The 18,396-nt window shown below is 52.1% G+C and carries 18 protein-coding genes; 12 read left to right on the top strand and 6 right to left on the bottom strand.

The window, feature by feature from the left end:
* Positions 1-5 precede the first annotated feature (5 nt).
* The 3 genes from ACIPDS_RS00285 to mntR all read right to left on the bottom strand — a co-directional run bounded on the left by ACIPDS_RS00285 (position 6) and on the right by mntR (position 3,217).
* Positions 6-1,382 carry a glycoside hydrolase family 1 protein gene (locus ACIPDS_RS00285; protein ID WP_400731873.1) on the bottom strand — a complete coding sequence of 459 codons (1,377 nt, stop codon included), beginning with the start codon at positions 1,380-1,382 and terminating at the stop codon, positions 6-8.
* A gap of 252 nt (positions 1,383-1,634) precedes the next feature.
* Entirely contained in the window at positions 1,635-2,747 is a 1,113-nt protein-coding gene (locus ACIPDS_RS00280) for an anion transporter (RefSeq protein WP_400731871.1), read from the bottom strand.
* Positions 2,744-3,217, bottom strand: coding sequence for a manganese-binding transcriptional regulator MntR (gene mntR / locus ACIPDS_RS00275; RefSeq protein WP_166514955.1), 474 nt, complete (start codon positions 3,215-3,217; stop codon positions 2,744-2,746). Before mntR ends, ACIPDS_RS00280 begins: the two co-directional genes overlap by 4 nt.
* Positions 3,218-3,397: 180 nt before the next feature.
* Here mntR and mntS point away from each other — a divergent pair, with 180 nt between their 5' ends.
* The 3 genes from mntS (at position 3,398) to ACIPDS_RS00260 (ending at position 6,450) form a co-directional block, all read left to right on the top strand.
* Positions 3,398-3,523: a manganase accumulation protein MntS gene (gene mntS, locus ACIPDS_RS00270; RefSeq protein WP_166514954.1), complete on the top strand. Its 126-nt coding sequence runs from the start codon at positions 3,398-3,400 to the stop codon at positions 3,521-3,523.
* A 254-nt stretch (positions 3,524-3,777) separates the two neighbouring features.
* On the top strand, positions 3,778-5,382 hold the full coding sequence (locus ACIPDS_RS00265) for a phosphoethanolamine transferase (RefSeq protein ID WP_400731870.1): 1,605 nt from the start codon (positions 3,778-3,780) through the stop codon (positions 5,380-5,382).
* Between the two features lie 114 nt (positions 5,383-5,496).
* The gene (locus ACIPDS_RS00260) at positions 5,497-6,450 is read left to right on the top strand and encodes a nickel/cobalt transporter (RefSeq protein ID WP_400731868.1); all 954 of its coding nucleotides are present in this window, start codon (positions 5,497-5,499) and stop codon (positions 6,448-6,450) included.
* A 75-nt stretch (positions 6,451-6,525) separates the two neighbouring features.
* On the opposite strand, the gene ompX is transcribed toward ACIPDS_RS00260, so the two are convergent.
* On the bottom strand, positions 6,526-7,035 hold the full coding sequence (ompX, locus tag ACIPDS_RS00255; RefSeq protein WP_062774960.1) for an outer membrane protein OmpX: 510 nt from the start codon (positions 7,033-7,035) through the stop codon (positions 6,526-6,528).
* A 353-nt stretch (positions 7,036-7,388) separates the two neighbouring features.
* Here ompX and rhtA point away from each other — a divergent pair, with 353 nt between their 5' ends.
* The 5 genes from rhtA to glnQ all read left to right on the top strand — a co-directional run bounded on the left by rhtA (position 7,389) and on the right by glnQ (position 11,670).
* Positions 7,389-8,276, top strand: coding sequence for a threonine/homoserine exporter RhtA (gene rhtA, locus ACIPDS_RS00250; RefSeq protein ID WP_166514952.1), 888 nt, complete (start codon positions 7,389-7,391; stop codon positions 8,274-8,276).
* A gap of 292 nt (positions 8,277-8,568) precedes the next feature.
* Positions 8,569-9,072 carry a DNA starvation/stationary phase protection protein Dps gene (dps, locus tag ACIPDS_RS00245; RefSeq protein WP_166514951.1) on the top strand — a complete coding sequence of 168 codons (504 nt, stop codon included), beginning with the start codon at positions 8,569-8,571 and terminating at the stop codon, positions 9,070-9,072.
* 362 nt (positions 9,073-9,434) lie between these two features.
* Positions 9,435-10,181, top strand: coding sequence for a glutamine ABC transporter substrate-binding protein GlnH (gene glnH, locus ACIPDS_RS00240; RefSeq protein WP_166514950.1), 747 nt, complete (start codon positions 9,435-9,437; stop codon positions 10,179-10,181).
* Positions 10,182-10,291: 110 nt separating this feature from the next.
* Entirely contained in the window at positions 10,292-10,951 is a 660-nt protein-coding gene (gene glnP, locus ACIPDS_RS00235; RefSeq protein WP_166514949.1) for a glutamine ABC transporter permease GlnP, read from the top strand.
* On the top strand, positions 10,948-11,670 hold the full coding sequence (gene glnQ, locus ACIPDS_RS00230; protein ID WP_166514948.1) for a glutamine ABC transporter ATP-binding protein GlnQ: 723 nt from the start codon (positions 10,948-10,950) through the stop codon (positions 11,668-11,670). The genes glnP and glnQ overlap by 4 nt, the downstream gene beginning before the upstream one ends.
* A gap of 43 nt (positions 11,671-11,713) precedes the next feature.
* Here glnQ and rlmF read toward each other — a convergent pair whose 3' ends face one another.
* Complete coding sequence (gene rlmF, locus ACIPDS_RS00225) at positions 11,714-12,640, bottom strand: 23S rRNA (adenine(1618)-N(6))-methyltransferase RlmF (protein ID WP_400731867.1); 927 nt, start codon at positions 12,638-12,640, stop codon at positions 11,714-11,716.
* Between the two features lie 96 nt (positions 12,641-12,736).
* Between rlmF and ACIPDS_RS00220 the strand changes: the two genes are divergently transcribed.
* Positions 12,737-13,351, top strand: a complete 615-nt coding sequence (locus ACIPDS_RS00220; RefSeq protein ID WP_400731865.1) for a flavin reductase family protein — start codon at positions 12,737-12,739, stop codon at positions 13,349-13,351.
* 134 nt (positions 13,352-13,485) lie between these two features.
* Here the strand turns inward: ACIPDS_RS00220 and ACIPDS_RS00215 are convergent, their stop codons facing one another.
* Positions 13,486-13,977, bottom strand: coding sequence for an REP-associated tyrosine transposase (locus ACIPDS_RS00215; RefSeq protein ID WP_400731863.1), 492 nt, complete (start codon positions 13,975-13,977; stop codon positions 13,486-13,488).
* Positions 13,978-14,401: 424 nt separating this feature from the next.
* On the opposite strand from ACIPDS_RS00215, the gene ACIPDS_RS00210 reads away from it, so the two are divergent.
* The 3 genes from ACIPDS_RS00210 to ybiJ all read left to right on the top strand — a co-directional run bounded on the left by ACIPDS_RS00210 (position 14,402) and on the right by ybiJ (position 18,126).
* Entirely contained in the window at positions 14,402-16,684 is a 2,283-nt protein-coding gene (locus ACIPDS_RS00210; RefSeq protein ID WP_400731861.1) for a catecholate siderophore receptor Fiu, read from the top strand.
* 46 nt (positions 16,685-16,730) lie between these two features.
* Positions 16,731-17,408: a PKHD-type hydroxylase YbiX gene (gene ybiX / locus ACIPDS_RS00205; RefSeq protein WP_400731860.1), complete on the top strand. Its 678-nt coding sequence runs from the start codon at positions 16,731-16,733 to the stop codon at positions 17,406-17,408.
* A gap of 457 nt (positions 17,409-17,865) precedes the next feature.
* Positions 17,866-18,126, top strand: a complete 261-nt coding sequence (gene ybiJ / locus ACIPDS_RS00200; RefSeq protein ID WP_166514942.1) for a DUF1471 family protein YbiJ — start codon at positions 17,866-17,868, stop codon at positions 18,124-18,126.
* Positions 18,127-18,396: the final 270 nt, after the last annotated feature.

Here is an 18,396-nt window from a genome sequence, read left to right as displayed (position 1 = left end):
TGTGGTTACATCTCTTCGCCGTTACTGTGGATGACTTTTTTCAGCCATGCATAACTTTTTTTCGGTACGCGCGCTAAATCTTTTAAATCATGGTTTTCGCGGTTGACGTAGACCACGCCGTAACGCTTACGCATATCACCCTGCGAGCTAAGAATATCAATCAGCCCCCAGCCCAGGTAGCCAATAACCTGCGCGCCGTCTTCAAACATCGCCTCTTTCATGGCGTTGATATGATCGCGGTGGTAAGCAATGCGGTAATCATCAGCAATCTGGTTTTCACCATCCCACGACTCAATCACGCCGATACCGTTTTCAATCGGGAACACAGGCAAACGCCAATCGTTGTAGTAGCGGGTAATGATACTGCGAAAACCGAGCGGGTCTATCTGCCAGTTCCATTCGGTGGCTTTCAGGTGTGGATTCGGTTTGTCGCCGAACAGCATGTAGTTGTTAACCGGCGTATCTTGCGGGATAGGGTCGCTATCCAGCGTGCGGCTGGCGTAATAGCTAAAGGCCATGTAGTCATTCTTCATGGTTGCCAGCACCGCCAGATCGTCGTCAGGGTAAATATCGCGTAAACCCGCTTTATCGACAAAATGCATCACTTCCGGGCTGTACCCCTCGCCTGCGAAAGCACGCAACAGGTTCTGGTTAAAGAACTCATCGAGCTGCTGAGCGCAGAAAACGTCGCGCGGTTTGCAGGTGGCGGGATATACCTGCGCGTGCGCCAGCATACCGCCCATCAGTTTGCCCGGTTTAGTCTCGTGCAGGTAATTGGTCAGGTGCGCGTGCGCCATCATCACGTGATGCTGAATCTGATACAGCTCGCGCAACGTTTTATCGCCACGCATATAGCCGGAAATCAGGAAGGCTTCCGGCATGTGGTACAGGTTTTGCTCGTTAAAGGTCAGCCACCAGGTGACACGGTCGCCGAAGCAGTCGATCATTTTTTTACCGTAGCGAACAAAGGCGTCCAGCACGCGGCGGTCGGTAAAGCCGTTATATTTTTCGGCAAGCGCCAGCGGCATGTCGAAATGGTAAAGGCAGATCATCGGTTCAATGCCGCGCTCAAGCAGCCCGCTGATAAAACGGTCGTAGAAAGCGATACCTTCTTCATTGAATTCACCGTCGCCGGTTGGGCAAACGCGGCTCCAGGCAATCTGGAAACGGTAGCAGTTCATGCCCAAGTCTTTCATTAAATCAAAATCTTCTTCAAAACGATGATAGGAGTCGGTCGCCACCTTCCAGTCGGATGCAAACTCCTTCGGCTCGCGGATATCGTAGACCGACATGCCTTTACCACCTTCATTCCAGGCACCTTCTGTTTGCATGCTGGAGACAGAGTTTCCCCACAGGAAATTGGCGGGCAGTGATGATTTCATGGTACGGCTCCTATATGACTAGTCATTTAAACTTAATGACTAGTCATATAGCCGGAAGATGAAAAAATGCGCAAGCAGGAGGTGCGATTTTTGTGAGTCGGTGAGGGTTTTCCCGGCGTCGCTGGCGCTCGTCCGGGGCATGAAAGATGGGGCCATCAGGCACAGCGGTGCGGATTGCCGGATGGCGGCGTTACCTATCCGGCCTACAACCACGATTGTAGCCCGGACGAGCGCCAGCGACTCCGGGGAAGATCAGCGGAAAAGTAAAAGCAATCCATACCCAACTGCCGCCGCCCACAGCAGCATCGGGATAGAGTAAAGATGGAAGCGCCACCAGATGCGTCGGTCAGCCGCCATGCGCAGCGCAATCAGGTTTGCCAGCGAGCCGGGCAGCAGGCCAAACCCACCCACGTTCACCGCCCATGCCAGCAGCATTGACGACGGGACATAGTTGAGCAACAGGATGGTCGATGGCACGTTGCTGATAACCTGCGACAGGCCAATCGCCGTCAGCCACAGCTGACCTTGTGACAATCCGTTCACCCCTGCCAGCGACTGCTGGAGCACCGGGAGTTCAGTCAGCAAATACACATCGATGAACATCGCCATAAACACCAGCAACAGCGTCCAGTCGACGCTGAATACCACTCGCCGGGCCAACGCTAAGAATCCCACCGCGACGATAACCAGCCCCCATAGCGCCTGCTGCATCTCCAGCGCCGCGAGGAAAATCAGATAAAACGCCAGACAGCTCCATACCAGCAGAGGCTGCCATGAGGGGGTACGGTCGCTGCTTTGAAACGCGAGCTTTTTCGCCGGGAAACAGAACCAGCACAGCACCAGCAGCGTGGCCATCATCGCCAACGCTAGCGGCAGCATTTGCAGCGTGAAGGCCGGAAACGTCAGCCCAGAACGCCCCCACAGCAGGATATTTTGCGGATTACCGATTGGCGTTAACAGCGACCCGGCGTTCACCGCCAACGCCTCGAAGATGATCATCCGATTAATCGGCAGCGCACACCATTTTTTTAGCGTCAGGGTCAGCGGCACGATGATAAACAGCGCCACATCGTTGGTCAGAAACGTCGACAGCAGCGCCGCAGCCAGCACCATAAACAGCGCCAGCTGACGTTCGGTCGCAAAGCGGCGCGCCATTTTACGCCCCAGGACATCGAAATAGCCGCTCTGCTCAACGCCCTTGGTCAACAGCATCAGGCCGCTCAAGGTAATAATGGTGTGCCAGTCAATAACGGCGGGCCAATGTGCGGGCTTAAAGGGGACAAAAAAGCTCAACAGGATGCCGATGATAATCAGCAAGTGCAGGAAACGGTCGCGCATCAGCGACCGGATAAAAGGAACACTCATTCAGCGCTGTGCCCGTGCTTGTCGGTAAACTGGCGGAACATGTCCAGCGTCTCCTCGCTAACATGATGTTCAATACCTTCCGCATCGCGGCGGGCAGTCTCGGCGCTGATCCCCAGCACCAGCAGGAAGTTCTCCACCACCTGATGGCGTTCCCGGCTTTCTTGCGCCAGCTTTTCCCCTTCCGGGGTAAGAAACACGCCGCGCCACGGGATCTGCTCAATCAGGCCAACGCCCGCCAGCCGCTTGAGCATTTTGGCCACGGTCGGCTGCGATACGCCAAGGCGGGCGGCCATATCCACCTGACGCGCTTCTCCCACTTCGCGGATCAAATCTGAAATCAGCTCAACGTAGTCGTCAATCAGCTCCCGACGATGCGCTTCACGAACCTGACGGAACCCTTCAACGTGCTCTTCAACATTTACCAGCTGCGTCACTTTTTTCGTTATTGGCGTACCTGCGCGACGACCCATAGAACTTCCTCATCTGTGTGACGCCTTAACGCGTCATATCAAGTGAGCCCATTGTAATGGATTGTGACCCGAGCACAAAAAATTAACGTTTTAGCCATAGCTATAAAATATAGCCTGTGCTATATCTGTATGTAATACGAACGCTCATCACGGATTGACGAGCTGGAAGCAGGAGGAACCATGAACGAATTCAAGAGGTGTATCAGCGTGTTTAGCCACTCTCCCTTTAAAGTCCGTTTGATGTTGATCGAAATGCTGTGCGATCTCTTCAACGACAAACCACAACAGGACAAACCGTCTCGCTAAGCGGCGTCGCGACGCCGCATCATCTCCTTGTCACATTTCGCTGACATCCTACCCGTTTGACCTAAAAACCCCGGTTATTTTCTGGTTTTGTAAGCGCCATCCCAAAACAATTCACTATCAGTAGTTGACCGCGTTATAAGCTGGCTTTATCTTCTTGCAGCCTTGTCCTTTGCATCCCCTCTTTATGCACGGTCTGGCCACTAAAGAACCTTTGACGCCAGGGGACGCACATGGCGTTTTGATAGTTGCGATTTATGAATCTAACCGTGAAAGACTCCCTCTCCGCGCGTGTGCTTGCCTTTAGCCCGTGGCCAGGACTTTATTTTTTACAATCACTGCTGATTAACCTGTCGCTGGGCTATTCATTTACGCAGCTATCTGGCTATGCCTGGGATTTGATGTATGCCGTCGCATTTGCCTGTGTCCTGCATTTGCTGTGGCGCACCGCGCCCAAAGTACAAAAGATCGTTTTAGGGGCGTACTCACTGGTTGCCGCGCTCTACTTCCCTTTCAGCCAGGCCTACGGCGCACCCAATTTTAATACCTTGCTGGCGATGCACTCGACCAACATGGAAGAGTCGACGGAAATCTTCACCATTTTCCCGTGGTACAGCTATCTGGTCGGTCTGTTTATCTTTGCGCTTGGCGTCATTGCCGTTCGTCGTAAGGCGGTAGAAAAGCCGCGCTGGCGACTGGTGGAAACCCTGTGCCTGCTGTTTAGTATTGGCGTGTTCTTTGTTCAGCCGATTCAAAACCAGCTTTATGGCGGCGTGTTCAAACTCAAAGATACCGGCTATCCGGCCTTTCGCTTTGTGAAAGACATTATTGTTAATAATCGCGAAGTGATCGACGAACAGCAGCGGATGGCCGCGCTTTCCGGTGTGAAAGATACATGGAATGTGGTGGCCGTTAAGCCGAAATATCACACCTATGTGGTGGTGATTGGTGAAAGCGCGCGGCGTGATGCGCTGGGCGCTTTTGGCGGACACTGGGACAACACGCCGTTTGCCAGTTCTGTTAACGGAAATCTGTTTACCAACTACATTGCCGCCAGCGGTTCGACGCAAAAATCGCTGGGGCTGACCTTAAATCGGGTGGTGGATGGCAAGCCGCAGTACCAGGATAACTTTGTTACCCTTGCCAACCGCGCAGGCTTCCAGACCTGGTGGTTCTCAAACCAGGGGCAGATTGGTGAGTACGATACCGCCATCGCCAGTATTGCCAAACGAGCCGATGAAGTGCAGTTTCTCAAAAACGGCGATTTTGAAGCGGATAAAAATACCCGCGACGAGGCGCTGCTGAAAATGACTGCCCAGGTTCTTGCCACCCAGCGGAGCCAGCCGCAGTTGATTGTGCTGCACCTGATGGGTTCGCATCCGCAGGCTTGCGATCGCACTCAGGGTAAGTATGAGCACTTTGTGCAGTCCAAAGAGACCTCGTGCTATCTCTATACCATGACGCAAACCGACAACCTGTTAAGCCAGCTTTACACTCAGCTACGCAGTAATACCGATAGCTTCTCGTTAGTCTATTTCTCTGACCACGGCCTGGCCTTTAAAGAGCGCGGGAAGGCGGTGCAGTATCTGGCGCACGATGATAAGTATCAGCAGAATTTCCAGGTGCCGTTTATGGTGCTCTCAAGCGATGATAAAACGCACAACATCATTAAGGCGCGCCGTTCGGCCAACGATTTCCTGAGCTTCTTCTCTCAGTGGACCGGTATTCAAACCAAAGAGATCGTGCCGAAGTATCGTTTTGTCTCAAAGCAAAAAGCTGGAAAAATCTTTATTACCAACTTCCGCTTACAAAAAGTTGATTACGACACGCTGAAAACGGATCTCTTTGATCCTAAAAGCTAAATCCCACGCCCGCTCTTGCGCTATCCGTTAACATCTTGTGCAGGTTAACGGATAGCACAATCTCTTAACGTTGCATTACTATACTGTCCTCATGCCCCTAATGTAGGTCACACGATGATAGTGCAACGCCTCACGACCGACTGGCGCCTCCCGGTTGCTGGGTTGGTGACCCTCCTGATACTGACTGCCGCCTTCAATTTGCACCTGCACTGGAGTGCTTTTATTCAGTGGTGTCTGGCGACACAGATTACCCTGCATCGCTATCTGGTGATGTATCTGCTTGAGATACACAATCATCAGTACAGCGGTGGTGTATGGTTGCTTGGCGGCGCATTTTTATATGGCGTGTTGCACGCTATCGGGCCTGGGCACGGCAAATTTATCGTTACCACCTACCTCAGCACCAATAAAGAAAGCCTGTTTGCTGCCCGCGCGGTGCCTTTTATCGGCAGCATGATGCAGGGCGTGAGTGCGATTGCGTTCGTGTTTATTCTCGCCATCGGCCTCAATCTGGCTTCCGGCGATCTTAGCGTCAGCCGCTGGTGGATAGAAAAAATCAGCGCCATAATGATTGGCTTATTCGGCGTATTTATTATCTATCAGGCGTATCACAATCTGCGACCGCGCAGACCCGTAATCTCGTCACTTAAACCTCTCCATACGCACAATGCGCAGTGTGGCTGCGGGCATCACGGCGTGGGAATGACGATGGCGAAAAGCGACTGGAAGACGCGTCTTGGCGTTATTCTGGCGATTGGTGCGCGACCTTGCAGCGGTGCCATTATGATTTTGATGTTCGCCAATGCGCTCGGCATGGTAACGTGGGGAATGGTGGCGGTGATGACCATGGCGCTAGGAACAGGCCTATCGATTCTGGGGCTTTCACTCGCAGTACGTTACGCGCGTGAGCGAACGGCCGCCTTTTTTGGCGATGTAGCGCGCCACAATTGGCTGATGCCAGCGGTGAAAATCATCGGGGGAGTGATGCTTATCCTCTTTGCCATCGTGCTGTTCGTGACGGTGATTCCGATAAGCGCCAACGGCGATTATATTGCTGCGGGTTGTTGAAGACGGCGGGAACAAGATTTAAAACAGACATTAAAAAAGGGGCCATAAAGACCCCTTTTATTATCACCGAAGTGATTAGAAGCGGTAACCTGCACCAACAATCCAGGTACCCACGTCAACGCTACGAATGCGAGACTGCTCGTAAGAGAAGTCCAGAGCAACGTTTTCGATTGGGTTGAACTGCAGACCAGCGCCGTAAGAGAAGCCGTAGTCGCTGGTGCTGTTGTTGTCAGGGAAGTTGTTGCCCTGTGCTTTGCCGTAGCCGACACCGACTACACCGTAGATGCTTGCCCAGTCGTTCAGACGGTAAGCAGGACCAGCAGTGATGCCGTAGTACTGACCTTTAGTGTACAGGCCGTTCTGGGTGTCACTTTTTTCGGTGTAAGTGAAGGAGCTGATCACACCAAGTGGGCTGTTGTCAGCTTCGTAGCGATATTTCAGGTTGAAGCCGCCAGCTTTGTTAGCGACGCCCTGCATATCACTCTGAGCGTAACCACCGGTAACGGTGGAGGTTGCAGCTACTGCAGTACCTGCGGAAACAGCCAGAACTGCGGCCAGTGCTGAAAGACATGCAATTTTTTTCATAACCACCTCAAATGTGCTTCTAATAAGTCCTAAGTTTCAAATATATCAAAAAATGTTAAGAAACTCTTTGGGACTAGTGATGTCTAAGGGTAGCAACGTTGTAACAATTATTTTCCATTCGTCGCTACCACATTGATTAAACTCATCTTTTTACCTTCATTTTTGTTGCTAAAACGGTAAAAAATAAATTTAATTTTCCAGACTATTCCTAATTTTTCAGACGATTTTTCCATCGACTAAGGAAATTCTACTCGCTCACCGTCATTTTTTTTTCAACAAACCCTCAACCGTCGTGCACTATTTCAATTACACTGCCGGTTTTACCTCCTTTGACAAAAATTGACAGGAATACAATGCCAGGCATGTCTCGCAAGCTACCGTCATGGTTACCCATACTCGTCATCTTAATTTCGATGATCTCCATTCAGAGCGGCGCATCATTGGCTAAGTCACTGTTCCCGTTAATTGGTGCTCCCGGCGTCACCGCGCTACGTCTGGCACTGGGCACGCTGATTCTGGTGGTGGTATTCAAACCGTGGCGACTGCGCTTCGCTAAAGAACAACGCCTACCTTTATTGTTCTATGGGCTGTCACTCGGGGCGATGAACTATCTGTTCTATCTCTCGCTGCAACGTATTCCATTGGGGATTGCGGTCGCACTCGAATTTACCGGGCCGCTGGCCGTCGCGCTGTTTTCCTCACGCCGACCGGTCGATTTCATCTGGGTCGTTCTGGCGATTACCGGTTTGTGGTTCCTGCTGCCATTGGGCCAGGATGTGGCGCACGTTGATTTAACCGGTGCGCTATTGGCATTAGGTGCCGGCGCAGGCTGGGCCGTCTATATACTTAGCGGTCGTCGCGCAGGTGAAGAGCATGGACCGGCAACGGTGGCGATGGGATCGCTGATTGCCGCCATTGTTTTTGTCCCACTGGGCGCCTTTCAGGCCACAGAGGCACTTTGGCACTGGTCGCTGCTTCCGGTCGGGCTTGCGATTGCGGTTCTGTCGACCGCTCTCCCCTACTCGCTGGAGATGATTGCCTTAACGCGACTGCCAACCCGAACGTTCGGCACCCTGATGAGTATGGAGCCGGCGCTCGCAGCGCTCTCGGGGATGGTTTTTCTTGGCGAAACGCTGACCTTTACTCAGACTCTGGCGCTGGGGGCCATCATCATGGCATCGATGGGTTCAACGCTAACTATGCGTCAGGAACCGAAAATTCAGAAAGTCGAGATAGGTTAAGCGATAATATTATGCATAGTGCGTACCACTATGCATAATATCGAATGAAAATTGCATGTTTATTTATCTTATATCAAAAAATATATTTTCATAAATAGTTCATCGCCCTCAAAAAATCATTAACCCTCTGTTTATAAATACATTTATCACGTCAATCTGCCGTTACTATCGTACTCATAGGCAGAATCAGAAAATACCGTTCCGCTGCGGTGCTATACTTGTTTTCGTTAATTCATGAGGACGCAGATACACCTGCTTTTATATGTGTATCAGATCAAGAGGAAATATGATTATGAGTACTGCAAAACTGGTCAAAAACAAAAACGCCCAACTTCTCTATACGCGTAACGATGTTCCCGAAAGCGAAAAACAGGCTACCGTTGCGTTGCTCAACCGTCAGGTTCTTCAGTTCATCGATCTCTCGCTGATTACCAAACAGGCACACTGGAACATGCGTGGCGCTAACTTTATCGCTGTTCATGAGATGCTTGATGGCTTCCGCACCGCGCTGACCAACCATCTGGATACGATGGCAGAGCGTGCCGTTCAGCTTGGTGGTATTGCATTGGGCACCACTCAGGTTATCAATGCGCAGACTCCGCTGAAAAGCTATCCGCTGGATATCACAAACGTCCAGGATCACCTGAAAGCGCTGGCCGATCGTTATGCCGTCGTCGCTAACGATGTGCGTAAAGCCATTTCTGAAGCCAAAGATGAAGATACGGCTGATATCTTTACCGCGGCATCCCGCGATTTGGATCAGTTCCTGTGGTTCATTGAAGCCAACATTGAATAATCATCATTATTTGTGATGACCGCCCGGCAGCTCTGCCGGGCCTCTTTGCACTATAAAAGTGCAGCCAGATGCTCTCACCTCCCGCCAAAGTAAACAACTTGTAATAGTCACTTCACACAATCGTTAATAAAAGATTGTTTTGCCCCCTGTGTTTGCGCTAAAAAACACCATACTTAACAATGCACTTTTCGCGCACCAGTTTGGTGCCCCAACATGGTGCACACAAACATTTATCTGACCTATATTGTGCATTGAGAAAAGTATTATTTGTTAAGAAACAATGCATTGTGAAGTTGGCACGATTTTTTCATAAGCCGATTGTTCTCGCAGGGGATCGCCCCGTGGATATAAAAGGAAATGCTATGAAGTCAATGTTTAAAGTTTCACTGGCTGCACTCACCCTGGCTTTTGCCGTTTCTTCTCAAGCCGCAGAGAAACAACTGGTTGTCGCAACGGATACCGCATTCGTTCCGTTTGAATTCAAGCAGGGTAATCAATATGTCGGCTTTGATGTTGATCTGTGGGCGGCAATTGCGAAAGAACTGAAGCTGGATTACACCCTGAAGCCAATGGACTTTAGCGGCATCATCCCAGCATTGCAGACCAAAAACGTCGATCTGGCGCTGGCGGGTATTACCATTACCGACGAACGTAAAAAAGCGGTCGACTTCTCTGATGGCTACTACAAAAGCGGCCTGCTGGTGATGGTGAAAGCCAACAATAACGATATCAAGAGCGTTAAAGATCTGGACGGTAAAGTGGTGGCGGTGAAAGGCGGTACGGGTTCCGTGGATTACGCGAAAGCCAATATCAAAACCAAAGACCTGCGTCAGTTCCCGAATATCGATAACGCCTACATGGAACTCGGCACTAACCGCGCTGACGCGGTGCTGCACGATACGCCAAACATTCTGTACTTCATCAAAACTGCCGGTAACGGTCAGTTCAAAGCGGTCGGTGATTCTCTGGAAGCGCAGCAATACGGTATTGCCTTCTCTAAAGGCAACGACGAACTTCGCTTGAAAGTGAACGGCGCGCTGAAAACGCTGCGTGAGAACGGCACATATAACGAAATTTACAAAAAATGGTTCGGTACTGAGCCTAAATAATAAGTCAGACCTGCCAATGACCGCCCGCGGAGCATCCAACGGCGGCTAGCTGGCGATTCCCCAGCCCCGGCTGGGGATTTATTTTTTCACCACGGTAACAGGAACGTATTATGCAGTTTGACTGGAGTGCCATCTGGCCTGCCATTCCGCTACTGATCGAAGGCGCCAAGATGACCTTGTTGATCTCGGTCCTCGGTCTGATTGGCGGCTTAATCATCGGCCTTATCGCGGGTTTCGCCCGCTCTTTCGGCGGTTGGATTGCCAACCATATCGCGCTGGTGTTTATCGAGGTTATTCGCGGAACGCCAATCGTCGTACAGGTGATGTTTATCTACTTCGCCCTGCCGATGGCGTTTAACGATCTGCGCATCGACCCTTTCTCCGCCGCCGTCGTCACCATTATGATCAACTCCGGTGCCTACATTGCGGAGATCACTCGCGGTGCGGTGCTGTCGATTCATAAAGGTTTCCGCGAAGCTGGCCTCGCGCTGGGGCTATCCCGTCGCGAAACCATTCTCCACGTGATTCTGCCGCTGGCGCTGCGTCGTATGCTGCCGCCGTTGGGTAACCAGTGGATCATCAGTATTAAAGATACGTCGCTGTTTATTGTCATCGGCGTGGCAGAGTTGACCCGTCAGGGCCAGGAGATCATCGCCGGTAACTTCCGCGCGCTGGAGATCTGGAGCGCCGTGGCCGTCTTCTATCTGATCATTACGCTCGTCCTGAGCTTTATTCTGCGTCGTCTGGAAAGAAGGATGAAAATCCTGTGATTGAATTTAAAAACGTTTCTAAGCACTTTGGCCAAACCCAGGTGCTGCACAACATCGATCTCGATATTAAACAAGGTGAAGTGGTAGTGATCATCGGGCCGTCAGGCTCTGGCAAATCTACCCTGCTACGCTGCATCAACAAGCTGGAAGATATTACCAGCGGCGATCTGTTCGTTGACGGTCTGAAGGTTAACGACCCGAAAGTCGACGAGCGCCTTATTCGTCAGGAAGCCGGTATGGTATTCCAGCAGTTTTACCTGTTCCCGCATCTGACGGCGCTAGAAAACGTGATGTTCGGCCCCATCCGCGTGCGCGGTCTGAAAAAAGACGCGGCGGAGAAACTGGCAAAAGATCTGCTCGCGAAAGTCGGCCTGGCTGAGCGCGCGCATCACTACCCTTCTGAACTGTCCGGCGGGCAGCAGCAGCGTGTGGCAATCGCCCGCGCGCTGGCGGTGAAGCCAAAAATGATGCTGTTTGATGAGCCAACCTCAGCGCTGGACCCAGAACTGCGTCATGAGGTGCTGAAAGTGATGCAGGATCTGGCAGAAGAAGGCATGACGATGGTTATCGTAACGCACGAAATCGGCTTTGCCGAAAAAGTGGCCTCTCGCCTGATCTTTATTGATAAAGGGCGTATTGCCGAAGATGGCAACCCACAGGAGCTGGTGAAGAATCCACCAAGCCCGCGTCTACAAGAGTTCTTGCAGCACGTTTCGTAATACTACGCCGTTTATTCCGGTCGGGATAAACGGCGTTTTTCTTTTAGCGTTTACGCGCAAGGAAACGACGACGCTGCTCGTCATCCATAAATGACCACGCAATAAAGCGGCTCTGCTTCTGTCCTTGCGCCATCTCTTTTTTCACCACCTTCACCGCGCCGACATCGGTCAACGCACGATACAGCGGCGGCAGGTTTTCGCCTTTTGAAACCAGTGAGGTGAACCACATCACCTGACGACCAAAATCCTTACTCTCAGCAATCATCTGTTTAATAAAGGCCACTTCACCGCCTTCACACCACAGCTCCTGCTGCTGACCGCCGAAGTTCAACGCGCCATCTCGTTCCTGCCCCAGATTACGACGCTTACGCTCACCACCGGCACGCGCGGCGGCAGCAGAGTCGTGGAACGGTGGGTTGCACAAGGTGGCATCGAACTGCTCGTTTTTATGAATAATGCCATTGAACATCGCGCTGAGATCTTTCTGGCGACGCAGACGGATCATCCGATTGAGCGATGGATTGGCGCTAAGGATTGCCTGAGCGCTGGAGAACGCCTGGGCATGCGTTTCGCTGCCGGTAAAGCGCCAGCCGTACTCATGTGCGCCAATCAGCGGATAGATGCAGTTCGCGCCAACGCCGATATCCAGAATGCTGGCACCTTTAACCACGTTGCCGCTGTCATCGCTGAGCAGGTCACCCAAATGGTGAATATAATCGGCGCGGCCCGGCACCGGCGGGCAAAGGAATCCTTCGGGAATATCCCAGTCTTTAACGGCGTAAAAGTGTGCCAGCAGGGCTTTATTGAGCGTTTTCACCGCCTGCGGGTCAGCAAAATTAATGGTTTGCTCGCCAACCGGGTTGAGGGTAATAAAATCGCTTAAAGCCGGGCAGGCTTCACACAACGCGGTCAGATCGTAGCGATTATGGTGACGGTTGCGCGGATGCAACCCCGGTTTTTGGGTAGTCATGACTTTCTCCTGTCGTAATGCCGCGTACGATACCCGTTGACGGCGGTGCGGTAAATAAGGGAGTCTGGTTTCCTGAATTTAAATGACAGGTGCGCTATGTATTTTTATCAGCCTTCAGAAGGACACGGGCTGCCACATGACCCGTTGAATGCCATTGTGGGGCCACGCCCTATCGGTTGGATTGCCTCTGTTGATCCACAAGGGCGACCCAATCTTGCTCCGTATAGCTTTTTTAACTGCTTTAACTATCGGCCACCTATTATCGGTTTCGCCAGCAGCGGCTGGAAAGATAGCGTGCAAAATATTGTCGACACCAAAGAGTTCGTCTGGAATCTGACTACCCGCGATTTAGCCGTGGCGATGAATGAAACGTCTGCCACCTTACCGCATGGTGAAGACGAGTTTATCCGCGCCGGGCTTACTGCCGCTCCGAGCCGTCTGGTGAAAGCCCCGCGCGTGGCGCAAAGCCCGGTGAATTTTGAGTGCCGGTTATCGCAGTGCATCCAGTTAACCAGTGCGGAGGGCGTTGCCATTGATACCTGGCTGGTGCTGGGCGAAGTCATCGGCATTCATATTGATGAATCGTTGCTGGAGAACGGCATCTACCAGACCGCCCGTGCGCAGCCGGTTCTGCGTGCCGGCGGCCCTTCGGCGTATTACACGATTGACGAGAATCACCGCTTTGATTTGATTCGGCCAGACGCACGTTAAGCCGTCAAAACCCCCGGCGGCGCTGCGCTTGGCCGGGCTACATGGCTGCCGGGTAGCCCGGACGAGGCGGCACGCCGACTCCGGGGTGGCTCGATGCATAATCCCGGCGCGCTGCGGTATAAGCCGCCGAAAATTCAACGCCGTTCCCCAACATCTATTGTATCAACATGCCCACCCCAATCAGCTGGATACAACCCACGCCTGACATCCCGATGAAACGAGGAAAATGGCCATTCATTTACCGATTTCACCCAGCCGTGTTTAACCGGATTAAAATAGCAATAATCCACGTGTCGTCGATAATCGACCTCATCGCGGAGGGTATGCTCCCAAAAGCGAGGTTGCCAGATTTCGCGCATCTGTAGCGCCTGCGTAAATCCCCGCTTTATCCTGCGCCAGCGCTGTGAAAAATCGCCATCATCCGGCGGCAGTGTCCAGATACAGTGCATATGCTCGGGGAGCACCACCCAGGCATCGATCATAAACGGCTGTACGTGCTGGGCATCAGATATCGCGCTTCTTAAGGCGGAGAGATGACGCGTCAGCAGGAAACTGCGTCGATTGCGCAGGTTGACGGTGAAAAACCAGCTGCCGCCCGGGATATGGTGGCGACGGTAGTGAACCATTGCGTTAATTCCTGTCTCTACTATTTGTTTCAATAACCTGCTACCTGAAGCCCGCCCTGGCAATTCATCAGTTTCTCTTCTGGAAAGCGCCACGCAAACTTTTCACTGAACGGCCCCGGGGTCGGCATAAATGCCTCGCCCGGGCTACAAATTTGCGCGGATGTAGCCCGGCTAAGCGCAGCGCCGCCCGGAATCCCCCCGCCGAACATGTAACCTTTATGTATAAAAAATGAAGAAACTGTAAAGCTATGTATTTATTTTTCCCCAAATGAGTGATAAAAAGTTACGCGTTTTGATAATGATTATCAAAATCATTATCAAAATCATTTAATAAAAACAAAGCACCTGCTGTGGCAAAGGGAACATGACGTCCCCGATTGTCATCATTTACATCGTTATAAAAAATTATAAGACGCTCATTGATATGGAAAAAAATCGCACTACCCCGTTCAGTAGCTTTAGTTCTCTGACCATCTTCACCGGTCTTTGCATTGGCTTAACCCCCGCCGCTCAGGCGGAAGAAAGCCAGGACAAGAGCGCAAACGACACATTGGTTGTTGAAGCGCAGGCGCCCTCTTTATACGCCCCGGCTAAATCGGCTGACCCGAAATTCAGCCGCCCGATAGCCGATACCACCCGTACCGTGACCGTAATTTCCGAACAGGTGATTAAAGACCAGGGCGCAACCAACCTGACCGACGCGCTGAAAAACGTGCCGGGCGTGGGAGCCTTCTTCGCCGGAGAAAACGGCAACTCATCGACCGGGGATACCATTTATATGCGCGGCGCGGATACGTCTAACAGCATCTATGTTGACGGCGTGCGCGATATCGGTAGCGTGACCCGCGATACGTTCAACACGGGACAGGTCGAAGTGATTAAAGGGGCGTCAGGATCCGACTATGGCCGCAGCGCGCCGACCGGTTCCATCAACATGATCAGCAAACAGCCGCGTCTGGACTCGGGCATCGACGCCTCTGCCAGCGTCGGCAGCGCATGGTATCGCCGCGGAACGCTGGATCTTAATGAAGCTATCGGTGATACCACCGCCGTGCGTTTGAACGTGATGGGCGAAAAGACGCACGATGAAGGTCGTGACAACGTCAAAAACGAACGCTACGGCATTGCCCCTTCCGTCGCGTTCGGTCTCGGCACGCAGAACCGGCTGTACCTTAACTATCTGCATGTTAAGCAAAATAATACGCCGGACGGCGGTATTCCTACGGTGGGGCTGCCTGGCTACTCTGCGCCTAATGCGGCAACTTCAGCGCTAAACTCTTCCGGTAAAGTGAATACGCATAATTTCTACGGTACAAATTCAGATTACGATGACTCGACCACCGATACGGCAACGATGCGTTTCGAGCACGATTTTAACGACACTACGACTATCCGTAATACCACCCGCTGGTCGCAAATTAAGCAGGATTACCTGATGACGGCGATAATGGGTGGCGCAAGCAATATCGGCAGGCCAAATCCTGCCGACGTGAATAGCTGGACATGGTCTCGCCTGACCAACACCAAAGATGTCAGCAATAAGATCCTCACCAACCAGACCAACCTGACATCGAAGTTTTATACCGGCGCTATCGGCCACGACATCAGCACCGGGGTGGAATTTACTCACGAACAGCAGACCAACTACGGCGTTTATCCGTTTACTCCGCCACCGGTGAATTTGTATCACCCGAACAGCAATATCTCACTGGGCGGCCTGCAACGTAGTGGAGCTAACGCCAACGGACAGACCGATACCTTCGGCGTTTACGCTTTTGATACCCTGCAAATTACCCAGGATTTCGAACTCAACGGCGGTATTCGTCTTGATAGCTATCACACCGAGTATGACAGCGCCTCTTTGTGCGGCGGCACCGGTCGCGGTGCGGTGGCGTGTCCTGCGGGAGTGGCCAAAAACTCACCGGTTAACACCGTCGATGCCACTAAGTCTGGCAATCTGGTCAACTGGAAAGCAGGTGCCCTGTATCACCTGACGCAAAACGGCAATATTTACGTCAACTACGCCATCTCCCAGCAGCCTCCGGGCGGCAGCAATTTCGCGCTCGCAGCGGGCGGAACCGGCAGCAGCGCCAACCGTACCGACTTTAAACCGCAGAAGGCGAAAACCAGTGAACTGGGTAGCAAGTGGGAAGTGCTGGATAAGCGCCTGTTGCTGTCAGCCGCCCTCTTCCGCACGGATATTGAAAATGACGTTGAGGCTAACGACGACGGCACCTACTCTCAGTACGGCACGAAACGCGTAGAGGGTTATGAACTGTCGGTCGCCGGCAATATCACCCCTGCCTGGCAGGTGATTGGTGGCTTTACCCAGCAGCGCGCCACGATCCGTGAGGGTGCCAATGCCGCTCAGGACGGTTCCTCTTCCCTGCCGTATACCCCAGAGCACGCCTTTACGCTGTGGAGCCAGTATCAGGCCACCGATGCCCTCTCTGTCGGCGCGGGCGCACGTTACGTCGGTAGCATGCACCGCGGCAAAGATGGCGCCGTTGGCACGCCATCCTCAAGCGAAAGCTACTGGGTTGCCGACGCGAAGCTGGGCTATCGCGTCAACAGTACGCTTGACCTTCAGTTGAACGTTTACAACCTGTTCGATACTGACTACGTATCTTCCATTAACAAAAGCGGTTATCGCTATCATCCGGGCGAGCCGCGCACCTTTGCGTTAACGGCTAACGTTCACTTCTAAGTTTTATCCAGGGGGGCGAAAGCCCCCTGTTTTAAGGAGAGTTCCCATGATGTACCGCATTCCCGGCGTGCTTAACGCGCAGGAGGTTAACTATCTTATTGATGAGCTTAATCAGGCCGAGTGGGTGGACGGCAGAGCAACCGTCGGCGCGCAAGGTGCGCAAGTGAAGAATAATCAGCAGGTGGACACGCGTTCCGAGCGCTACGCGGCACTGCAAGCGAAGGTGCTGGCAGCGGTAAACCGCCATTCGCTCTTTTTTGCCGCAGCGCTACCGAAAACGATATCAACGCCGCTGTTTAACCGCTATCAGCAAGAGGAAACATACGGTTTCCACGTCGACGGAGCTGTTCGTCAGCATCCACAAAGCGGCTGGATGCGTACCGATTTGTCCGCCACGCTGTTTTTATCCGAGCCCGAGAGCTATGACGGCGGAGAGTTGACCATCAATGATACCTTCGGCCAGCACGCGGTGAAGCTTCCGGCAGGGGATTTGGTGCTTTATCCCGCCAGCAGCCTGCACTGCGTCACCCCGGTGACACGAGGCGTGCGCGTGGCGTCATTTATGTGGATCCAATCGATGATCCGCGATGATAAGCGGCGTGCGATGTTATTTGAGCTCGACGGTAATATTCAGTCTTTAAAAAATCGCCACGGTGAATCTCAGGAGGCGCTGTCATTACTGAATCTTTACCACAATCTCCTGCGCGAATGGTCAGAGGTGTAATCGCGTCAATATAGCTCAAATTATGTGAAGAAGATGGACGTCAGGAGAGCGGCGAACCGGGCGTCTCTGCTTCTGATCTTACGCTGTAGACAGAAGCAAGATAAAAGTTTACGGTACAACACAGAGCGAGATTATAATTCTGATTAAGACGCTTAAAACCAGTTTTTATTACAAATCCATACCGTCATATACAGAGCAATTGGTTATCTTTACGAGCATGCTTTTCGACAAATAAAGTGGCAAATTGTGCCCTCGCGCGCCCTCACATGCTTAAACCGTCGCCAAACATATTCATTGTGTGAATATTTTATTAATAATCAATAAATTAATAATCATTCAATATTTTTGATTATGGTAATCAATTCTCTTCGATTTATTCCATCAAATAAAAACGTGATACTTATCACATCGACAGAACATCGTCCCCCGAACAGAATCACCTGCGAGATAAAAGATTATGAAAAATATTAAATATGCTGTTGCTGCTATCGCCCTGTCTACTCTGTCGTTTGGTGCTTTCGCTGCCCAACCGGTCACGTCGACTCAGGCACAATCCATGAATGAAATGGGTACCGTATCCGTTGTTGGGGCTAGCACCCTGGATGGTATGGAAGCTCAGCTGGCGCAGAAAGCTGCCGCAGCCGGAGCTACCGGATACACCATCACTTCTGCTAACACCTACAACAAAGTTAGCGGTACTGCGGTTATCTACAAATAATCGGTTATTAACCCTGTTATACCCCGTAGGCCTGACCTCTTACGGGTGATGCTCCAACCCTCATTGAACTTGTTGATACCCTTTTTCGCCTGGCCGCCACGCCGGGCTTTTTTTTGCGTGGAATTTGAGGTGGGAGTGTTCCCGGCGGCGGGGGGGGGGGGGGGGGGGCCAAAAATACAAAAAAAAATTAGCCCCCCCCCCCCCCCCCCCCGGCCAGGGCCAAAAGCAAAAAAAAAAACCCCCCCCCCGCCCAACCAAAGCCCCCCACCC

The sequence above is a fragment of the Kluyvera sp. NPDC087067 genome (assembly GCF_044745165.1).
Taxonomy (GTDB): Bacteria; Pseudomonadota; Gammaproteobacteria; order Enterobacterales; family Enterobacteriaceae; genus Kluyvera.
The sequence above is the reverse complement of the archived record's forward strand: the minus strand, read 5'-3'. Positions and strand labels throughout refer to the sequence as shown.

What these genes read in the sequence shown, in the direction of transcription:
- ACIPDS_RS00285 (WP_400731873.1), bottom strand. Translation starts at nt 1,382, where the DNA reads ATGAAATCATCACTGCCCGCCAATTTCCTGTGGGGAAACTCTGTCTCC.
- ACIPDS_RS00280 (WP_400731871.1), bottom strand. Translation starts at nt 2,747, where the DNA reads ATGAGTGTTCCTTTTATCCGGTCGCTGATGCGCGACCGTTTCCTGCAC.
- mntR (WP_166514955.1), bottom strand. Translation starts at nt 3,217, where the DNA reads ATGGGTCGTCGCGCAGGTACGCCAATAACGAAAAAAGTGACGCAGCTG.
- mntS (WP_166514954.1), top strand. Translation starts at nt 3,398, where the DNA reads ATGAACGAATTCAAGAGGTGTATCAGCGTGTTTAGCCACTCTCCCTTT.
- ACIPDS_RS00265 (WP_400731870.1), top strand. Translation starts at nt 3,778, where the DNA reads ATGAATCTAACCGTGAAAGACTCCCTCTCCGCGCGTGTGCTTGCCTTT.
- ACIPDS_RS00260 (WP_400731868.1), top strand. Translation starts at nt 5,497, where the DNA reads ATGATAGTGCAACGCCTCACGACCGACTGGCGCCTCCCGGTTGCTGGG.
- ompX (WP_062774960.1), bottom strand. Translation starts at nt 7,035, where the DNA reads ATGAAAAAAATTGCATGTCTTTCAGCACTGGCCGCAGTTCTGGCTGTT.
- rhtA (WP_166514952.1), top strand. Translation starts at nt 7,389, where the DNA reads ATGCCAGGCATGTCTCGCAAGCTACCGTCATGGTTACCCATACTCGTC.
- dps (WP_166514951.1), top strand. Translation starts at nt 8,569, where the DNA reads ATGAGTACTGCAAAACTGGTCAAAAACAAAAACGCCCAACTTCTCTAT.
- glnH (WP_166514950.1), top strand. Translation starts at nt 9,435, where the DNA reads ATGAAGTCAATGTTTAAAGTTTCACTGGCTGCACTCACCCTGGCTTTT.
- glnP (WP_166514949.1), top strand. Translation starts at nt 10,292, where the DNA reads ATGCAGTTTGACTGGAGTGCCATCTGGCCTGCCATTCCGCTACTGATC.
- rlmF (WP_400731867.1), bottom strand. Translation starts at nt 12,640, where the DNA reads ATGACTACCCAAAAACCGGGGTTGCATCCGCGCAACCGTCACCATAAT.
- ACIPDS_RS00220 (WP_400731865.1), top strand. Translation starts at nt 12,737, where the DNA reads ATGTATTTTTATCAGCCTTCAGAAGGACACGGGCTGCCACATGACCCG.
- ACIPDS_RS00215 (WP_400731863.1), bottom strand. Translation starts at nt 13,977, where the DNA reads ATGGTTCACTACCGTCGCCACCATATCCCGGGCGGCAGCTGGTTTTTC.
- ACIPDS_RS00210 (WP_400731861.1), top strand. Translation starts at nt 14,402, where the DNA reads ATGGAAAAAAATCGCACTACCCCGTTCAGTAGCTTTAGTTCTCTGACC.
- ybiX (WP_400731860.1), top strand. Translation starts at nt 16,731, where the DNA reads ATGATGTACCGCATTCCCGGCGTGCTTAACGCGCAGGAGGTTAACTAT.
- ybiJ (WP_166514942.1), top strand. Translation starts at nt 17,866, where the DNA reads ATGAAAAATATTAAATATGCTGTTGCTGCTATCGCCCTGTCTACTCTG.